Annotated in this window: 8 protein-coding genes and 3 pseudogenes; 4 read left to right on the top strand and 7 right to left on the bottom strand. The window is 65.7% G+C overall.

The window, feature by feature from the left end:
- Positions 1-755 precede the first annotated feature (755 nt).
- Positions 756-1,488 (bottom strand): annotated as a pseudogene (locus QQY66_RS48430) (IS110 family transposase); the annotation flags it as partial.
- A gap of 272 nt (positions 1,489-1,760) precedes the next feature.
- On the opposite strand from QQY66_RS48430, the gene QQY66_RS48425 reads away from it, so the two are divergent.
- Entirely contained in the window at positions 1,761-1,931 is a 171-nt protein-coding gene (locus tag QQY66_RS48425; protein ID WP_301986985.1) for a hypothetical protein, read from the top strand.
- 811 nt (positions 1,932-2,742) lie between these two features.
- On the opposite strand, the gene QQY66_RS48420 is transcribed toward QQY66_RS48425, so the two are convergent.
- Positions 2,743-3,605, bottom strand: a protein-coding gene (locus QQY66_RS48420; RefSeq protein WP_301987750.1) for an IS5 family transposase whose coding sequence is annotated in 2 segments (ribosomal slippage) — positions 2,743-3,246 and positions 3,249-3,605 — 861 coding nt in all. Because the reading frame shifts where the segments join, the coding sequence is not laid out codon by codon here.
- A 71-nt stretch (positions 3,606-3,676) separates the two neighbouring features.
- Here QQY66_RS48420 and QQY66_RS48415 point away from each other — a divergent pair.
- Entirely contained in the window at positions 3,677-4,741 is a 1,065-nt protein-coding gene (locus tag QQY66_RS48415; protein ID WP_301986984.1) for a PIN domain-containing protein, read from the top strand.
- 977 nt (positions 4,742-5,718) lie between these two features.
- Here QQY66_RS48415 and QQY66_RS48410 read toward each other — a convergent pair.
- Positions 5,719-6,339, bottom strand: coding sequence for a hypothetical protein (locus QQY66_RS48410; protein ID WP_301986983.1), 621 nt, complete (start codon positions 6,337-6,339; stop codon positions 5,719-5,721).
- Positions 6,340-7,563: 1,224 nt separating this feature from the next.
- The gene (locus QQY66_RS48405) at positions 7,564-8,499 is read right to left on the bottom strand and encodes a helix-turn-helix domain-containing protein (protein ID WP_301986981.1); all 936 of its coding nucleotides are present in this window, start codon (positions 8,497-8,499) and stop codon (positions 7,564-7,566) included.
- 558 nt (positions 8,500-9,057) lie between these two features.
- Between QQY66_RS48405 and QQY66_RS48400 the strand changes: the two genes are divergently transcribed.
- Both QQY66_RS48400 and QQY66_RS48395 read left to right on the top strand, forming a co-directional pair.
- The gene (locus QQY66_RS48400) at positions 9,058-9,462 is read left to right on the top strand and encodes a hypothetical protein (protein WP_301986979.1); all 405 of its coding nucleotides are present in this window, start codon (positions 9,058-9,060) and stop codon (positions 9,460-9,462) included.
- Between the two features lie 132 nt (positions 9,463-9,594).
- A pseudogene (locus QQY66_RS48395) lies at positions 9,595-11,058 on the top strand (NF041680 family putative transposase).
- Positions 11,059-11,151: 93 nt separating this feature from the next.
- Here QQY66_RS48395 and QQY66_RS48390 read toward each other — a convergent pair.
- From QQY66_RS48390 to QQY66_RS48380, 3 genes and pseudogenes are all read right to left on the bottom strand, one after another.
- Positions 11,152-12,192 carry a hypothetical protein gene (locus QQY66_RS48390; RefSeq protein ID WP_301986978.1) on the bottom strand — a complete coding sequence of 347 codons (1,041 nt, stop codon included), beginning with the start codon at positions 12,190-12,192 and terminating at the stop codon, positions 11,152-11,154.
- Positions 12,189-12,833 carry a transposase gene (locus QQY66_RS48385; protein ID WP_367667103.1) on the bottom strand — a complete coding sequence of 215 codons (645 nt, stop codon included), beginning with the start codon at positions 12,831-12,833 and terminating at the stop codon, positions 12,189-12,191. The genes QQY66_RS48390 and QQY66_RS48385 overlap by 4 nt, the downstream gene beginning before the upstream one ends.
- Positions 12,830-13,374: pseudogene (locus tag QQY66_RS48380) on the bottom strand (winged helix-turn-helix domain-containing protein). The gene QQY66_RS48385 and the pseudogene QQY66_RS48380 overlap by 4 nt, the downstream one beginning before the upstream one ends.
- Positions 13,375-13,490 lie beyond the last annotated feature (116 nt).

Genomic DNA, 13,490 nt, shown 5'->3' with positions numbered 1-13,490 from the left:
ACCTGACCACACGGTTCGGGGCATGGCAGACCTCCGCGACTACCCCGAGCAGCTCCAGCCTACGAGCGCCCCGCGCACCCCGCATGTGGTCAGCGGGGCCTCAGATCCAGTGGCAGAATCTCACGGCTGATGGCCACTCGGTGGCGACATCGAGGCGTGCGAACTCGGCACCGAGCCTGAGCCGAAGGATGCGCGGAAGGGCCGCACTCACCGACCCCCTCACGCTGTGATCCCGATCGAAGACCTGGAAGAGCAGCAGGCCGCATCGCAGAAGACCCCCGAACCCTGTTGGGTCGGGGGTTTCTCTATTTCCACTCTTGGCGCCACTCCCGTTATTGCTGTCGCCACTGCCTCTACGGAGTTGCCCCGTGGCCCTGGGAAGGATGATCGAAGACCCGATTAATTCGCCCGGTCAAGGGCGGTTCTTCCGGGGTGCTCGCCTGGTCCGGGCGGTTGTCAGCAGACTGCCCGAGCCCGGGAGGATGTAGCGGCTGCGTGGGGCGTGGCTTGTCCCGGGCGGCCTCATTGACAGTGCTGTCTGTCTGGGAGACGAGCTGTGCGGCGCTGATACCAGAGGCCGCGGTTCCGAACGCTAGAGCTACAGAGGCCGTTGCTACCGCGGCCCGATACGCGATGACCATGATGGCGTCCTGCGATTGTTGAGCGGGTGTGGCGCCTACTTGACCTGGTTTGTACGCCCGGTGAGCGGGGTGGGCGCCTGTTCCGGGCGATCCACGCCGGTCTTTACGAGCCCGGGAGGGGATCACGATGTCGAGGGTGCCGGTGCCCGGGACGACGACGGTCTGCTCGTCGAGTGCCTCGAAGACGTCGTCGATCAGTCGTGACGCCATGCGCGGGGCCTTGGGGCGGACCACCTCAACCAGCCTGCGGCGTCCGGCCTTTCGCAGTGCGGCCGGGGATCCGTAGCGTTCCAGCAGCCAGGTCACGGCCTGGTGGTCCAGTCGCGGGCCGAGGACCCGTTCGAGGCTGGGGTGGAACTGGGTGAGCAGGCCGCGGATCCGGTTGGAGGTGCGGGTGGCCTCGGCCGCCAGGTCCTGGTCGAAGCCGACGAGCACGGTCAGCTCGGCGGTGATCTCGTCGGTGAGTTCCAGCGAGCGCAGGGTGTGCGGCATGTTGCGGGCCGCGTCCGCGATCACCGCGGCGTCCTTCGCGTCAGTTTTCGCCTCGCCGGGGTAGAGGTTGGCGATCCGCCGCATGGCCAGCCCGGGCAGGTAGGCGACCTTGCAGCCGGTGTCCCGGGCGACCGTGAGCGGGAGGGCGCCGATGGAAGCGGGCTGGTCCACCACGACGAGGACGGTGTCGAACTTGGTCTTGAGCTTCTCGAAGACGTCCCGCAGCTTCGGTTCGGTGTTGGGCAACTGCTTGTCGAAGACCTTCTTGCCGGCCGGGGTGAGCCCGTGCGCCGTGGTGGGCGGTCTTGCCGACGTCCAGACCGAGGAAGACGCCTATCTCGTCGCTGTCGTTCAAGCCGTCCTCCCGAACGGATGTCGTGCGTGCTGGCCTGGGCGTCGGCGTCGTGCGCGCATCCACGTTATGCAGACCTGCCGCCCGCGTACTGCCGGGCCTTGCGCTCGGCGGGGCGGTAGTCGGACCTCTGACTTGTTGAATCGGGCCCAGACGCACGGTCTGCAGCCGTAGCGTCCAGGGTGCCGGTCAGCATGGGCTCGCGTGACCTCATGCCGCTCCAACTCGGGCTGGCTCATGATGAGTTTGCCGCCGCTGGCCGGCACGCGCGCGGTGTGGCTCGACAGAGGCGTGACGGCGGCCGTGGACAGGAGTACTACCTGCGCAAGATCGCCGAGGGCAAGACACCGGCGGAGGCACGGAGGGCCCTCAAGCGGCGTCTCTCGAACGTGGTCTATCGCACCCTTAAACGCGACCGCCACAAGGCTCTCACTTCGGCCGCTTGACACACAGAGGCACTCATCAGCGTCTCCAACGGCACCTCTCGGGCCCGGTGGCACCACCCCCCAGGTCATCCGTTCGACAGGGGGGACCAGCCATGCCGGGCCCGGAGGCCAGCGGCCCTCTTGCAGGACCGCGAAGAAGATAACGGAGGGGCACGACCCGTGGCACCGGGATGCGGGCCGGTATGAGGGACCATCCCCGCGTCCGCGGGGAGCACGCCTTCGGGTCACCGCCGTGTGAGTCTTCCTTGGGACCCGCGTCCGCGGGGAGCACCAACCCGTGGTCTTCTTCATCCAGTTCGCCGGAGGGCTATCCCCGCGGGCGCGGGGATGATCCCAGCACCGCCAGCGTGTGTTTCCCTGTGAGCGAGTGCTCCCCGCACCCGCGGGGATGGTCCCAGCCAAACGTCGCGTAGAGCGTCGGGGACTCTGCGTGTCAACGGCCTTTGAGAGATCTCTCGTCGGGTGGTCGGTGGACATCCAGTCTGACGGCCGATCACTCGTTGGTGCCGTCTGAATGATTCAATCGCCGCCGACACGCATTCTGCCCAGGCGAACTTCCCACATCTGCTCCGTTATGGCCGAAGTAGGGTGCCTGGCGCTCGGTGTGACGCGTCGCGGTGGTGTACCCGAAGGCTCGGACGGGGTTTGCGTTAGCACTCGCGATCCAACGACGTGCGATTCCTGGAATATGAAGGGTGCCGCGCAGAGTGAGACGGCCAGGAATCATGACTGCAACGGATCGCTAGCCCGTGCTGACATGTCAGCACGGGGGCCGGATTGGGAACCGCAACGACTGCACTAGGGTCCGTCTTCAAACGGATCTTGCCCAGAGCAGGAATGACGCGAGTGTGACCGCTGCTTCGTAGGAGGCGGCGGTCTTCTCGTATCGGGTGGCGATTCCACGGAAGCCTTTGAGCCGGTTGAAGCAGCGTTCGACGACGTTGCGTTGACGGTAGACCTGCCGGTCGAACACCGGTGGCCGCCCGCCGCGACCGCCACGGTTGTGCCGGTGTCGCTGCTGGTCGGTCTTCTCCGGGATAGTGTGCCCGATGCCGCGTTTACGCAGGTAGGCGCGGAAGCCGCGGGAGCTGTAGGCCTTGTCTGCGATGACCTGATCAGGCCTGCAACGGGGTCGGCCCGGTCCGGTGCGAGGGACACGGATGCGCTCCAGAAGAGGGCGCGCGCAGATGCTGTCGTGACGTTGCCCTGGCGTCACCAGGACTGCGAGCGGGCGCCCCTTGCCGTCGCAGGCGAGATGGATTTTGGTGGTCAGTCCGCCTCGGGATCGACCGAGGGCGTGATCGTCCGGTTCGTCCGGCCGATGGTGCCCCCTTTTCGGCCGGTGGCGGCCGCGTGCTGGTGGACGCGGACGATGGTGGAGTCGATCTGGACGAGCCAGTCGATGTCGCCGGCCGCGTCCGCACCAGCTTGGATCTGCTGAAGAGCCCGGGTGAACACGCCGTCCAGGGCGTAGCGGCGGAAGCGGGTGTAGACGGTCTGCCATGGACCGTAGCGTTCCGGCAGGTCACGCCAGGATATCCCGGTCCGGATCTTGTAGACCATCCCGTTGATGACCTGCCGGTCCGACACCCGCGGCCGGCCCGTCACAGCCCGCGGTATCAGCGGAGCGAGTAACTCCCACTCCTGATCGGTGAGTTCATGACGACGTATCATCCCACCATGATCCACCACCCGATGATCTTTGAAGACGGACCCTAATTCGTGTTGAGGGCGGGGAGCTAGCGTTGATCATCTTGGACACGTGCATCCTCCGGGGCCTCTCCCTGGAGGACAGCAGCGCTGATTTCCTCCGGACCATCCGAGCCATCGCCAGCGACGGAATCGCCGTTTCCGCAGGCGCGGATGACGTTGCCGTCCCGTGGATGGTGATGGAGGAGCTGGTCGCTCAGAAGGCCGTGAAGTACGCCGAAATGCACGCGGCGGCAGCCGCGGCCATCGATTCGGTCTCCCGGCTCACGCCCTGGGAGTTGGAGGCGTCCCTCGCCCCGTGCGACCTGGAGCGCTATCGAGAGCACTGGTGCAAGGTGTACGGGGAGATCGCTGCCACGATCCCGACGAGCGAAACGGCCTTGCGTGAAGCGCTGTTCCGGGAGGCGAACGCGCTACCCCCGTGCAAGGGGTCGTCGTCGCCGAAGGATCCGAAGAAGGGTGGCAGGGATGCCGCGATCTGGCTTTCCGCGGTTGAGTATGCGCGGGAGCACCCTGCCGAGACGGTCTACTTCGTCAGCTCGAACACCAAAGACTTCACGGACGGATCGTCCTACCGGGCCCCGATGGACCGGGACATTGCGGAACTCGGTGAGAGGTTCGTGCACTTGACGAGCCTGGATGAGGTTGTCTCCCGGTTCACGGAAGAGGTAGAGACTGACGAGGAGCTCGTCCGTACGATCCTCTCCTCAGACCCCGCACTCCGCACCCTTGTGAACCAGGCGCGGAAGCGCTTGACCCGCTTCTGGTGCACGGCGGTTGTCGGTGACCTCGGGCTGGACAGCATCGATACCCAGGCTCTCGGGTGGTTCCTGACGGTGGCGTGCCTCAGGTCCGTGACGGACATCAAGACGTACCAGATCGGTGAACACGTGTGGTGCACGGCGGTCGTTGAGTGGCACCTCACCGGGGCCGCGGTCCTCGATGACCCTGCAATGATCACAACCGCGGGCAGTGCATGGACCACACCTCGCCGCATCGGGGACGAAACGGATCGCGCCCATCACACTGGAGACCTTTATTCAGATGCCCGAGTCGACACTCCCAGCCGACATCTTCGGCGAGGTCGCCATGGAGGATGAGAAGGGACTGCACCCGCTGAGGGGGCCGAGGCCATATGAGGGCGCGGCCGTGAGGAAGGCGGCCCGGATAACCGCCGTCGAGGGGCGACTCCGCGACCTCCTCTTTCTGCGGAAGACCGACGAGTAGCGGCTCCGGTCATTGGCCCCGGCGTGCTCCTCCTCCGCCGATGGGGCGCCCGTAGCGGAAGGCCGCGCGGGCCGTCTTCCCGTACCCGATGAACGAGAACCTGGCCGGCATCGAGGATCGGTTCGTGCTCCTCACGACCTGGTGCGACGCCCGAGATGCACAAGAATCGCCGCAGTGGGATTCTGACGGTAAGCGGCTGCATCGAATGCCCTTGTCGACGACGCGGTGTCCACCTATCTAGGTTTCAAGATCCGCGAGGTTCGAAGATGAAGCTTGCACGACTCATGTCGGCGGCGGTTCTGCTGGCACCGATCCCGTTCGTGGGCATGACGGAGCGCGCTGCGGCAGCTCAAGTCCACACCGTCACTATCCAAGGCTGGGTGCGCGCGTTCAACTGTTGCTCGTTGTTCGAAGGAAGTGACACTAAAGAATTCAATTTCACCCGACCCTACCACCTTACACACCAGCGACCGAGAGGGAAATTGGTACAGAAGGTATGCGCAGGCGATCAGGCTACGGCTGAACTATCCATCAACTTCCAGCTCACTAACGCCGAACGGGTTGTCGCAAGCGCAAGACTAAGACTTTTCGAAGAGACTCACTGTGACAACCTCGATCTCGATGCTGAAGACTATCGGTTCTCATCAGTGGGCGAGGCTGAAGGGCGGTTTGTGACTCTGTATGCGCCGAACGATGAATTCAACTCGCCTGATTCTGCAGCGGCCTCATTCATCATTCGCCATAACTACGGGCCACCGCCTGAGCCTTCGAACCTCGTCGCCAGCCGCGTCCCTGGAGATAGTCACAGGATTTCTCTGGAGTGGGCTGACTCGGCAACCAACGAGACCGGTTACGAAGTCCGCAATGTCACTACGGGCCAGGTCGCTCGCCTGGCACCGAACACCACTAAAACCAGCTGGCACCAGCCCATAGTGTACAGAGCGTGCTTCCAAGTCCGGGCGGTCGGCGCTCTAGGCCCGTCAGACTGGACGCCCGTAAACCCCCAAGCCGAATGCACGTGATGCCCCGCTACTGAGATTGAATTCGTGATGTCGGGGGAGCCCTCTACCTGGCGCAGGTGGTCGATCATGGCGAAGACGGGGCGGGGACTGGGCTCGGAGAGGCCGGCGGCGTGGAGGGCGATGCGGCGGACGTTGTCCGAGTGGAGGGCGTCGAGGAGGTCGGGATGCCGGGCTGCTGCGGTGAGTGCGGACGTCTGTTCCGCGTTGAGGGCGACGGCCTCGCGGGTGTGATCGCGTAGCGTGGCGTCTGCCAGCACTTCCAGGACGCCGGTGTCGCTGATGACCTTTTTGAGCGCATCGCGCTGAGCCGGCCCGAGTATCTTCAGGCGTTCGCGTACCTCTTCGTCCTCTGAAATCTCCAGGAACTGCAGCCTGCCCAAGAGCCCCTGGATGGTGGCGGTGTCGGCGGAGCGGCTCTGCCCTGTTCCCTGGAGCGTGACGTCCTGCACGTTCTGGGTCTTGAGGGCGCGGAGCAGTTCCGCTCCGGCTCCAGTTGTTCGAAGTGTCGTCGTCGCTGAAGTAGCTGCCTCATGACCAGGCGCCTTGCCCGGAAGGGTGCAACCCCCAGCTGGCCGAGGAAACCGGCGCCTACCGACGTCTGGCGGCGCTGCTGCTCGTCACAGGGCCACGCAGCGGTGGGCGGCAGTTGCGAACGCGCCATCTGACGCCCTATCCCAGCTTGGGGAGGGGTCCCGATCCCCGCCATTATTATCCGCCCATGCGATGGTTCCGCAGGAGAGGCAAGAAGAGTCAACTATCCGGCGAATCGCGGGAGATAGCAGCTTCCGAGGAGGGATCGGAACCCGAACCGAAGACGGAAGTGGAGCCCGAACCTGAGCCAGCCCCGAAGCAAGCGTCGGGGCGCGGCGGAGCGCCCAGGCCCAGGTACAAGCGGAGGAACCCCAGGGTTGACTCGACGGCCACAGAGCAGCGAGAACCGCAGCCGAAGCTCGCCCCACGAGGAATTTCGTCGGGCAAGGTGAGAATGAAGAAGTCCCACCGCATTGAACCCCATCCGAGATGTGTGAGTTGCCGACGATACATCGATCCTGAGGACTTGCGTCCCGACCCGATGGGTGAGCGGGGCTTGTGGGACATCGCCGCGAACCTCGGTCTGACCCGGGAGGATCTGGCTGGGCCGATGGCCGATGTCAGCGCCCTGCTCTACGCGCGGCGGTGTGATCGCTGCAATTCCTGGATGTGCCATGTGTGCGTAGACAAGGTCACCGGGCAGGGCCGCCGGCCAGCCAGGCACCAAAGCTGCGGAGGCATCTTCCGACCGAAACAGGTCGGTTGACGGAACCGGGCTCTCTGCTCCGGCTGGAGCAAGTCAAGCGCAGCACGGCCACACAGGCCCCACGCCGTCACTGCGAGCATCCGCGAACTGCCCAACGAGTGATCAAGGGATCAGAAACACCCTCTTATCTTGTTCTTTATCTTCCTGCCTCGAACTGGGTCGCTCACCTGGGGGTACGCCGGATGTAGGGGGCGGCCTTCGTGCTGGTCAGGTGCCTCTTTGGCCGGAACGCAGGATCTCGCGTCCCCGGAACCCTCGTACGAGCGGGCACGTTCGGGAAATCGTTCGATGCCCTACCGAAACGAACAAGGTCAGAGGTTGATCGACTCGGTGACCACCGCAGACGGACTTGATCTCTGCAAGCGGATTTGACGATCTACCGATGGCCGTCCTGTTGGCCACTGCGTAGGTCGCTGACGGTTTCGCCGAACTCCCGTTTCAATGCCCTGCCGAGATGTTTGGTGTCGAGCACTCCCCACCGTGCCGCGATCGCGGCCGTGGAGCGGTCTGCGCAGGCGGGGTCAAGCAGGTCACGGCGGATCCGTAGCAGGCGTTCATGCCGGACCCAGGCGGCGAAGGTCAGGTCGTATCCTTTGAACAGTGCATGCAGGTGGCGGACCGAGATGTGGTGCCGACGCGCGATTCGTTCCGCACTGAGCAGAGGGTCGCCAAGATGGGCCAGCACGTAGACGCGGATCCGATCGACAAGATCGCTGGCGACGGAGGCCTGCTCGGGAGTGGTGTCGACGAAGGCAGCGAGCACGAGCGTGGTGAGCGCGTCGGCCAGATAGGTGCGTGCTACGCCTTGACGGGGGAGGTCCTTCTCCATCCCGGACAGTGCGCAGCCGAGAAGCCTGCCGATACCGTCCTGCGTGGGTATGGGGAGTGCCGTACGCCGGCTCATGCAGTCCGCCTGCTTGCCCAGACTCGCACGGGGAACACAGAGCACGGTCATCTCGCTGGCCTCGGCACCGATGATCCGGTAGGGCCGGGTGTTGTCACAGGCGAACAGCACACCCGGTTTCAGCGCGGTGGTCCGATCGTCCTGGGTCACCGCGACCTGGCCGCAGCGATGCAGCGTGAGGTGCATCCATTCCACGTCGGTGGAGGTGATGCAACGGGTGTCCCGTGTCACCGTCGCGGCAGCGGCTTGGATGCGGGTCACCATCAGTGCCCCAATGGCTACGTGGTCGACCACGGCCTGGAACCCCGGAGGGCCAGGATCCGTCACTCGCAGCGAACCGAACAAGGACGAGACCGCTGCCTCGAACGGCTCCGTTCCACGTAATCGGAAACCCTTGCTGTCCGTCATGCCGACGCACCCCCAACTGCCCCCGCTCGCACGAACACTCTACTGCCGCTTTGTGCACGAACTGGGGAGCCACAATGCACGTAGTGGTGCCACGAAGTCCGGGATCGCGCCTACGGTCAATGCCCAGAGCAACCACGAATGAACACCGAAGGGTTTCGACCATCCGAAGCCCGCCACCACGGGGGAAGGCATGCGACTCCCGATCCTGCCCCTGGCTGTTCTCGCCGTGCCGGCTGTCGAGCGCTCGCGTCTGGTACGCCAAGACCGTTCCTGCGCGCGGCCAACCGATCCGTACGTCTGCGACAACCCGCATCAGCACTCCAGGTGAGGAGTGAGAGGGGGAAAGATCCTCTGCGGCCCCCGGAGCACGCCACCACGGGCGACGCACCACGCAAGGGGCCATCGATACGCGAGGCGACCCGAAGGTAGCGACGATGAAACTGGGATCATCTTTCGTCACCGGACCAGCAGCCGCCAGTCTGTGTGCTGTCGCCCTGACAGCACCGGTGCCAGCTGACGCAGCCGACAGCTCCCCTGTCTCGCCCCAGGAAGGACACGATGAGGCCTCTGAGAATTCTGACGGCGCTTGCCTTGGCGGTAATCGCCGCGCTCCCCTTCACCGCCACTCCCGCATCCGCTGCCCCACCGCCCTGGAGCTACATCCACAACTCGTATGCCAGCGAAGTCGGCATCGGCGTGGTATACGAAACGAGTGATGGTGGCCCCGTCTACGACGCGATCCTGCCTGTAAACAGGCGAACGGACAGGCATCTTGGGTGGGCCCAAGCCGAGGGTTACTTCATCGGTGAGGGGTACTGCGCCAATAGTTATTTTCAGAAAGACGGCGTGGAGCACCCTTACGATCTTCTTGCGACGGGTCGGCTTTATACGCCTCGGAACCTGACTACAACGGACACAGACGGCGTGGCGAGGTGGCTGGTCCACACCTTCCGGTGCCGCTGACTTGTTGTTCTTCTTCTGGCCTCGAACGGTGTCCCGAACGAGGTCACTCACCTGGGCATTCGCCGGACATGAGGGCGGCCTTCGTCTGATCCTGTGCTCCGTCACGAGGAGAACCAGTCGAAGGCTGTTGTCATGAGTGTGGTGTGCCCGGATGTCCGGCGGGAAGCGTTCGCGGAAGCGTCACGCTTCCGCGCTGAGTTCTACGGGTGTCTGACCGCCCGGCGTGACGAAATGTTCGAAGTGGTCGACGCGCTGTTGTGCGTCGACGGGCCGGTCACCTCGCCGGTGGACCTGACGATGGTGCCCTAGCACCGGCGTGGGCACGGCGCGTTGTACGGAGCTCTCAACCGGGGCCGGATCGACGTCGAGAGGCTGCGGACCTTGCTCGCTGGGCTGTCGTTGCCCCGGTTCGAGGGCGGGCGCCTGGTGCTGGCGGTCGACGTGTCGCCGTGGCTGCGCTCGGACGCGCCGTGCTCGGCGGACCGGCTGTTCTGCCACGTCTACGGCCGAGCGAAGTCCGCCTCCCAGTTCATCCCGGGTTGGCCGTATTCCTTCGTCGCCGTCCTCGAACCGGGAGCCACCTCGTGGACGTCGATCCTGGACGTGGTCCGGCTCGGTCCCGAAGACGATGCGACCGCCGTCACCGCCACCCAACTCCGCGCAGTGGCCGAGCGGCTCATCTCAGCTGGCCAGTGGGCGCCCGGCGACCCGGACATCACGATCGTCATGGACGCGGGTTACGACGTCACCCGCCTGGCCTGGGTCCTGCGGGATCTTCCTGTCGACTTGGTCGGGCGGATCCGCAGTGACCGGGTGATGCGGCTGCCGAAGCCCTCGCTCAAGGAGTACGCCCTGGCCTATCCCCAGGGTGGGCGACCGCCGAAGCACGGCAAGGAGTTCCGCTTTGCCTTTGCCAGACCCGAGACCTGGCCCGAGGCGGCGATCACCACCGTCACCGACACCGCCAACTACGGCAAGGCCGAAGCCCAAGCGTGGGACCGGGTCCACCCGAGGTTGACCCACCGCTCGGCCTGGCTGGAGCACGACGGTGAACTCCCCGTCGTCGAGGGCACCTTGGTCCGGTTGAAGGTTGAGCACCTCTCCAAGGAACGGGAAGCACCGCCGGTTTGGCTGTGGTCCTCCAAGACCGGAGCCGCCCCGGCAGACGTGGATCTGTGGTGGTAGGTGTTCCTCAGGAGATTCGATCTTGAGCACACCTTCAGGTTCGGAAAGCAGATTCTCGGCTGGACCACCCCGAAGGTCCGTACTCCCGAGGCCGCGGACCGGTGGACTTGGCTCGTGGTCGTCGCCCACACCCAGCTCCGCCTCGCCCGGCCGCTGGCCGCCGACCTCCGTCGGCCCTGGGAGAAGCCGGCCAAGCCCGAACGCCTCACCCCGGCCCGGGTCCGCCGAGGGTTCAGGAACATCCGAGCCCACCTGCTCTGTCCGGCCCGTGTTCCCCAACCTCGCGGCGCTGGTCCCGGATGACCGCCCGGGACCAAGAACCGCCATCCCGCGCCCCGCTACGACGTCGGCAAGACCGTCAAACGCCCCGAGACCCTCAAGGCCATCGGCCGACCTGGCAGATCCTGGTAGATAAAGAACAAGCTCATTTTATCGTCCGTCGCGGACGTGGTGGGTTCGGCACGGCTGCGAGATCGACGCGCGGCGGATCCGCTCGTGTGCTGGTCAGAAGATTCCCCCGATGGCGTCGATGCCGTAGCTGGAGTGGTGGGAGGTGGCGGAGTAGCGGGGTCCGTGCCCCGGACCTCGGGCGGTGGGTGGCTTCGGGACAACGGGTGGCTTCGGGAAAACGGGTGAGTCCGGGAACAGTGTGCCCCAGTGCGCCGCGATGGTCAGGTACATGGTGTTCCTGACGTGGTCCTCGGCGTTGGGGTCCCAGGCCACTCTTGCCTTCTCCCGGGTCAGGATCTGGCGTAGCGCGACATCGAGTTCGCTGGGGCGCATCGGGGTGACCCGGCGTTCGGGGTCGGTGACCGGCATCCGAGGAGGGACGTCGTGACGAAAGACGAGACATGTTCGGGACTCCGGCGTGCCTTTCATGACGAACAGCCACACGGCCTCGGCGGCGAACGCGTCCATTCTCCGCTGCTCGTCGGCGCGGGCGCGTTCCCATGCGGCTTGCTCGGCCTCCTCGACCAGGTTCTCGATCTCGGTCCGGACAGGCGCGTACGCCTTCTCCGCCGCTGAGACCCGGTCTTCGTAACGGGATTCGAGTCGCCGGTAGTCGGGGTACTTCATGCGGGGCACGGTCCAGCGCGGCTCAGCAGGTGGAGCCGGACGGCCGTGCCCGGTGCGCAGGAAGCGGAGGAGGGACCAGGGTTCGACGTACGGGACGGGCCCGGCCGCCGCATAGAACTCCTTGGACGCCTCGCTGATCTCGTCGGCGTAGGCGAGCGCCGCGTCGGTCCAGCGGCGCTGCGTGTCGGGGGTGCACAGCATCCGGTAGACGCGCCCCACACCGTATGGACCGTATGGAGGGGAGTGCTCCGGCAGATCCGGGGTTGCGTACACCCGGAACGTGAATCCAAAGCCGAACCGCAGGTCGCGCCATTCGTATGGGAATACCGCGCAGCGGTCGTCGGTGATTGGTCCCAGGCCCAACGCGGTCAGGTCGGGGACGTCAGCGAGGTAGCGATCGAGGCTGTCGACCCCCAGGCGCGAATCCGCGAAGTCGTCGCCGACCAACAGCCGGTTGAACCAGTTCATGAACAGTCACCCCCATTCCACTGTCGGTCGCGGAGGAGTTGCGGGCAAGAGGGGTGCATGGCGGTCCGGCGGCCGGGGGGTTGCTGTTGAGCTCGATTGGGTGACGTCGGATGCCAGCCGTCCATGACCAGCCCGGTGCCCGCCAGGCAGCCGTCGACCAAGTTCGGGCGGTACTGGATCTGCTTGAGCCTGCACTTGATGGTGCGGGTGATCTGGCTGAGGTCGGCTGCGGCGAGGTTGCCGACGTCGCGCTTGACCAGTGACCAGATTCCCTCCTGCGGGTTCAGGTCGGGTGCGTAGTTGGGCAGCTGGAAGACCGTGAGCCAGTCGTCGTGGGCGGCGATGAACTCACGAAGCGGTTCGACCAGGTGCATCCGCAGGTTGTCCCAGACCAGCACGATCGGGCCGCCGAGCTGGTTGTGTGCCCTGACCAGCAGGTCGCGCAGGTCCCGCCAACCGATGCCCTTCGGCTCACCCTTACGGCCCCGGTACTCGCGGACCGAGTAGAACATCCGGGACCGCTCGCCCGGCTTGTAGCACGTCAGCCCCGCCATCGACACCCGGCCCGAGCCCCGGCCGCGAACCCGGACCACCGGCGTAGAACCCCTGCGTCCCCAGCTTCGTGCGCGCGGCGGCGTCATCGACTGCCCAGCCTCATCCTCGAAGACGATCCAGCCGTCCAACGCCGCCGCGGCCCTCTTACCCGCGGCCACGTCTCCTTCTTCCAGACCTCGACCGCCTCGTCGTCCCGCTCGATCGCCCGCCGGGCCGGCTGCTGCCAGGACCAGCCGTGCCGCTTCAGCAGCCGCCAGGTGCCCTCCACCGTGTACCTCACGCGGAACAACCGGCCGATCAGCGTCCTGATCCGCGCCAGTGTCCACCGCTGGTCCACCCAGCCATGGGCCAGCGGGCCACGCTCCAACTCCCGTTCCAGCCTGGCGATCTGCCCCTCACCGAGCCTCGGCCGCCCCGGCGATCCCTTCGACAGGACACCGGCCTCGCCTCGCCCCGCTCACGCCACTGGCGACGCCACCGCTCCACGGACCGCTCCGTCACCCGGAGCACGTCAGCGATGTCCCTGTTCTTCTCCCCGCGCTCGAAGCGTTCCACGGCCTGAAGCCGGACACGCTCCCGTGCGGCCCTTCCAGCGTCGGTCAACCCGCCGCCTTGCGCGTATCTCACCAGCCCAGGGCTACCGGATCGGACCGGTCACAGTCAGGCGAACAGCCCCGACATCACCCAATCAAGTTCAGTAGCCTCGGCCCGCGAAGCCTTGTCCCGGGTCCAAACGAGGCAGG

Source organism: Streptomyces sp. DG2A-72, assembly GCF_030499575.1.
In the GTDB taxonomy this organism is placed as follows: Bacteria; Actinomycetota; Actinomycetes; order Streptomycetales; family Streptomycetaceae; genus Streptomyces.
Note: the sequence above shows the minus strand (reverse complement) of the source record. Positions and strands in the feature narration are given on the sequence as shown.

Excerpts from the sequence above, each read along its gene's own strand:
- QQY66_RS48385 (WP_367667103.1), bottom strand. The coding sequence starts at position 12,833 with ATGACGCCGCCGCGCGCACGAAGCTGGGGACGCAGGGGTTCTACGCCG.
- QQY66_RS48390 (WP_301986978.1), bottom strand. The coding sequence starts at position 12,192 with ATGAACTGGTTCAACCGGCTGTTGGTCGGCGACGACTTCGCGGATTCG.
- QQY66_RS48400 (WP_301986979.1), top strand. The coding sequence starts at position 9,058 with ATGAGGCCTCTGAGAATTCTGACGGCGCTTGCCTTGGCGGTAATCGCC.
- QQY66_RS48405 (WP_301986981.1), bottom strand. The coding sequence starts at position 8,499 with ATGACGGACAGCAAGGGTTTCCGATTACGTGGAACGGAGCCGTTCGAG.